This window comes from Gillisella taibaishanensis (assembly GCF_001938985.1).
GTDB classification, from domain to species: domain Bacteria; phylum Pseudomonadota; class Alphaproteobacteria; order Rhizobiales; family Rhizobiaceae; genus Allorhizobium; species Allorhizobium taibaishanense.
Genome location: NZ_MKIN01000010.1, coordinates 1 through 5,274 on the forward strand (window position 1 = coordinate 1; position 5,274 = coordinate 5,274).

Genomic DNA, 5,274 nt, shown 5'->3' on the forward strand with positions numbered 1-5,274 from the left:
TTTGCGGAAAGATGAACCACATCCAGTGCGACTTCTTTTTGCCATCACGCAGTTCTTGCAAAGCGTTGTCATATACCTCGTGTTGCGCTTTGACGAACCGCCCCAAGTCAAATCCCATTCGTTTGTCTTTCGCTCCCCGTGTGAACGCAGACAGTCGTGACTACGAGTTCTCCATTCTGAGCATCGAATTTGCTTAACCTGATACCCAAAAGTCGCCAAGCCGCTTCCGGCCCCCTTGCGGAAATCATTTCCGTTATGCGCCTTCATTCTGGACGTTCAGGTGAAAGCGCCGGTGCTCGAAAGCGGACATCTGATCTTTGAATTGCAGTGGCTCGACCAGCGTGGGAAACCAATAGGACACCCCGACGAGCGGCCAAGGTTACTTTTACCCTTCGATTCTTTTCTAAGCTCTCCATCTGGACTATTGGTTGTGTGAGGATTTATTTCTTACTGAGGGTGGAGGAAGAAGAATGTGGGTTTTCGGGTATGGGTCACTTATGTGGGACAACTGGCAAAGAACGCATGGCGGCACGGATGGGGTGTTGGCGGAGTTGAAAGGCTATCAACGATCCTTCAATAAGGCATCGAGAGTGAATTGGGGGACCGATGCCACGCCTGGCCCTACTTTGAACCTGATCGAAAAAACTGACGGGGTTTGCGTAGGTTGTGCGTTTGAGTTTGATGATTCGAAACAGGTCGAAGTGTTTGCTTACCTGGAACGGCGCGAAGGCAAGAACTTTCCACTAAGAAAGATGAGAATCAAACTGAGCGACGGTCGTAACGTTGAGGCGCATTTACCAGTCTATGTGGGGGGAAACGTCATCACAGGAAAAAATCTCGACGAACTGGTTGCAATGGCGATGGCAGCCGTTGGGAGAGATGGCAAGGCTTCGGACTACGTGATCAACGTTGCCGGCAAGCTTAACGCTGTTGGCGTAGAAGATGCTACGGTCATCGCGTTCGCGGCCGCTATCAGGAACGCTCAACAGTCTGGTGGCTAGTTTAGTACTGCAAAGATCGCTGCTCGCGATCGACTCACTGCGGCGCGGTAATAGCAGCGGCACAACGAGTTTGCGCTAGGGATCGAATACTTGCAGAAGAATCCTAAACACAACAAGCGGAGTCGCGAACCAAAGCCATCGTCTAAACCCGCGAAGGCTGCGTCTAGGGCCGGATCCAACGCAGGCCGCGGCTTTCGCTACCAAGACGCCGTGTCCGCTTGGATGGCCGTGGAAATATGGGCTGGTCAGCGAGCGCCCGCCATCGTGATCCCGGAAGGTGGTGACGACATCGAGCTGCGTGGCGAAGCAACTAGCTTTGTCCAGGTCAAGAGCCGGCGGGAACACCTTGGAGACTATACGGAAGGCGAGACGGCTGGACACATTGAGGACCTGTGGAATCGGTCATTTTGCTCCGCACCGCAGCCGCAGCGATTGGAGCTCGTTCTTGAGCGAGAAGTGGAGGGTCTCAGTCCCCTCAATGACCACCCTGCAGTTCGTTGGATCAAAGGTCCGATCAGCACCAGACTTGCAAAATTCAATGGGTCCTCTGATCTTCTCCGACGAACATCAATCGTCGTGGCGACCTCACCGCAAGAATGGGCGATCGGCTTGATCGTAAATCGGCTGAACTGCGCCCCGATCGCTGCTCAGATGTGCTTTGCCGAACTTCTTGTTCGCGTGGGCTCCTTGGCAGATGCCAATGGCCGGTTGGCGTCAGAGAACTATCGTGGCGTTTCGATCTCTGACACGGAGACGACAATCCGAGATGTCATGGCCGCTATCGACATTGACGCGATCGAACAAGCCCTCATGAATGGCGTTTGTGAGCCCGTCGATTTCCTTACGCCTCTCAACGACCCGAACTTCTATCTCGGGGTCGATGTAGAACCCGGTCACATCGCGGCAGGTTTGGTGGCCGAACGCCCCCGAAGCAGGTCGGCTTTGGTGGCGGGTATTGAACAACGCCGGGCCGCTTTGATAGTCGGACCGTCGGGGGCGGGGAAATCCGCTTTGATGTGGGAAGCTGCCAACTCGCTGCGACATACGGTGCGGTGGTTTCGTATCCGTCGCTTAAGCGCGGCGGATATTCCATCTCTGCGCCAGTTGGTCAGGACGTTTCGCGCTTCAGAAGACAGTCCCCTTGGCTTTGTCATGGATGATGTCGGCCGGAATGGGCCGGAAAGCTGGGGCGCCTTGCTCAAAGAGGCGATGTCTGTGCCCGGCGTCGTCCTGCTCGGTTCGGTCAGGGAAGAAGATGTTACGCTGATTGCAGAGCGCGCGCGGGCAGCCGAAATACGCGCCGATCCCGATGACGAACTCGCAGAACGGCTCTGGCGAGAACTGCGCGAAGCCGGAATGACGAACTGGGCGGGTTGGTACGAGCCGTGGAAGATGAGCAATGGCCTTCTTCTCGAATATGTCCACATACTGGCGCGCGGACAAAGGATGCACGAACTCCTCGCCGATCAAGTCGCGGCCAGAGTTTCAGATCCGAAGCGTTCCCTCGAACTTGATATTCTGCGATCCGGCGCCTGGGCAGGCGCAGCGAATGCTGAAGTTGATGCATCGCGATTGGCACGCGCTCTCTCAGTTAGTGAGGCCGATCTGTCGCGCGCGCTACAACGCCTCATCGAGGAACATCTGGTCCGCTCGCCCGCTCCGGGCGCGGTCACCGGCCTACACAAGCTTCGATCCGAAGAATTGTTGCAGCTCACACATCAGACAATATTGCCGACGCTCAAGACGAGTTTCGAAAGGACAGTCGCAAGCGTACCCGCTACCGATCTCGAACCCTTGGTTGCAGACACACTATCTGCGCGGCGCCTACCTGTACCGGCAGTACTCGATGGCTTGATTTCCCGCTTGGAGGGCGAACAGGATGCGCGGGCGTTGGCTTCAGTGCTTAGGGGGCTAGGTTCGGGCCGCGTTTCCTCGGGGGTGGACGAATGGCTGGACACTCCTGAAGCGCGTGCGCTGCCGCGAACGCAAATCGGGAGTGCCGCGATGTTAGGGATCGCCGGTATCGATCTGAGTAGTCTCGCCATTATCCCGGAGGTGCAGGCCGCGGCGGATCGACTTTCGCAGATCAAAGGTTCGCCGGAAGATGACCCACGTCGCCTGTTGATGGAGCGTATGTCACCTTCTGCTTTGTCTGCCCTGATCGAGACAGCGGATCTGGCGAGCCTCGATGATATTCTCGCGGCCCTGGTCGGAATGCCTTTGCCAGCCGCAGTACGGACCAGTCTCGTGCAGGTTCCAGAAGGCCTCTTGAATGCCAACCTCGATCTCTTGGGGTCTCTGATGGGCACCTTATCCACCCTGGATCGTGAGATCGCCAGTCACTGGGTCGCCGAGGTCGGGCAAGAGGCGTTGTTCGCACGGGTTCAGGCAGAGACAGCTTGGGCCGGACCTGTGATTACCGAAGGTTCGGATGATGGGGTGATCGTCCGTTGCGATCTTTGGTATGTCGCTGGTTCCGTACAGGAAAATCAACATGACGCGGTTGTCGGTTTGTGCGAGCTGATCTTGGCACTGTGTCCGTCGGCCGACATTGCGGTGTCCAACGCAATTACCGCAGGTGGCGAACTGGCGGGCCTTGCTCAGTTGCCGCTCGCGACAAAGCGGATTCCGCGGGATAATCTTCCCCCACCATCAGTTCCTCAGTGGAATCGACGGTGGCGTGATCTGATTTCCCGCCGCGTCGCCGCCCCGAGCTATAGCGACTATCTTGCCAGAGGCGTAGCAATCCTCGATGCCCTTGTGCCGACGTTGGAGAAGGTCTTCGACGCACATTTTCGAGGAAAGGATGCACTCGGCAACCTCGCTGACAAGCTGAATGCACTCAATGCGGATACTGAAGCACTGACGCCTCCCACTGTTTCATCATTGGAAGCGTCAGGCGCGGGGCACGAAGAGGCTAACACCGCCGTCACCAAGTTCCAGAACCTCCTCCACAGCGCAAGCGTCAATCTCGTCAAGAGGTTCGCAATACTGCCCAACCAGGCTGGTGCATACATCGCCTGGCTGAGCGATCTCATCACCGATGCCGATACCACCATTGTCGAAGAACCTTGGCACCTTATTGGAGACGGGCCTCCGCTAATGCTTAACCGTCTCAAGACGCTCTTGGAGACGTTGCGACTTCTGGCCGGAGAAGCCCACGAAAACAAGCAAGCGCCAACGGCAACTTGGTCAGCACGAGGCAAAGGCGCGCGAGTAGGCAACTCCGTTCGGCTCGTATCCCTCTCTGCCAGAGCTGCCGGGGAAACACGACTAGCTCAGCGAAAGGCAGGAATTGAACGCTTGGCAGAGGAAGCCGGGATCGCCGCACAGTTCCATCTCCGCGTTAACGCCAAGGGTATTCTACCGTGGCCACCAGCAGACGTTCTCGCGCTGTTGCCCGCGCCCAACGTTGCAGATGCGGTGGTCACACTCGCTGAACAAGCCGAACTCGTGCGGTCATTTGTAGACCCGTCGATCCACCTGACGATTATGCCTTACATTGAGGGTGTCGCGTTCCCGGCGCTCGGAAAGTCTGGTTACCAGACCCTCCTTCCCGACATGGAGGGAGCTGCCTTCTGGGCCGAACAACTCGGATTGCCACAAGCCCCATCTACTGTGGTAAGCATGTTTGGAGAGGTGCTGACCCTTGCCAGCGAACTTGGAGCAATGGATCAAAAACGGCTCGGCGATGAGACCCGTCCCGAAGAAGAGATTGCTGCCCGTCGGAGTTTGGAGGCTGCCTTCGAAAGAAAGTACGAGGAACTGACCCGACGGCTCAATGCGTTTGACCAAGTCCTGCAATCGAATGTGTCCGAATTGATCGAGCATTTGCGAATTGGGGACGTTGACTTTGCCGCTGAAGCGCAGGCTGCGATTGGCGGGACTTCAAGCAATATCGCCGAGGCAGCGGGATATGTGTCTCTGCTCTTGATGTCAGCCGAGATCGGCGAAATGCCCATCGATGGGCAAACTATCAAAAGTGTTCACACGACCGAATCCGAGCAGGCCGTCGATGGCCAAGAGTAACAATAGGGATGACTTCAGTCAGCCGACCAAGAACCGCTTGGCGAAGCAAGCCCGGTATCATTGTAGCAATCCTAGTTGCCGAAAGCTGACGTCTGCTCCGACCAGCGATGGCTTAAAGGAAATGAATATTGGAGTTGCAGCTCACATCTGTGCTGCAGCCCCCGGATGTCAATCGGCGCGGAAAGTTAACCCCCTATCGGCGTCCAATATTGACCCCCATGTTGACGATCAGCACCTGGGTCGC

General features: G+C 56.6%; 3 protein-coding genes. 2 read left to right on the forward strand and 1 reads right to left on the reverse strand.

Annotation, left to right across the window (positions count from 1 at the left end; translation table 11 throughout):
- The coding region (locus BJF91_RS00075) for a DUF1810 family protein (protein WP_139310536.1) at positions 1-118 on the reverse strand (118 nt) is incomplete at its 3' end.
- A gap of 352 nt (positions 119-470) precedes the next feature.
- On the opposite strand from BJF91_RS00075, the gene BJF91_RS00080 reads away from it, so the two are divergent.
- Both BJF91_RS00080 and BJF91_RS00085 read left to right on the forward strand, forming a co-directional pair.
- Positions 471-1,001: a gamma-glutamylcyclotransferase gene (locus BJF91_RS00080; protein ID WP_075612464.1), complete on the forward strand. Its 531-nt coding sequence runs from the start codon at positions 471-473 to the stop codon at positions 999-1,001.
- A gap of 90 nt (positions 1,002-1,091) precedes the next feature.
- Positions 1,092-5,030, forward strand: coding sequence for a hypothetical protein (locus tag BJF91_RS00085; protein ID WP_075612465.1), 3,939 nt, complete (start codon positions 1,092-1,094; stop codon positions 5,028-5,030).
- The last annotated feature ends 244 nt before the right edge of the window (positions 5,031-5,274 follow it).

Excerpts from the sequence above, each read along its gene's own strand:
- BJF91_RS00080 (WP_075612464.1), top strand. The coding sequence starts at position 471 with ATGTGGGTTTTCGGGTATGGGTCACTTATGTGGGACAACTGGCAAAGA.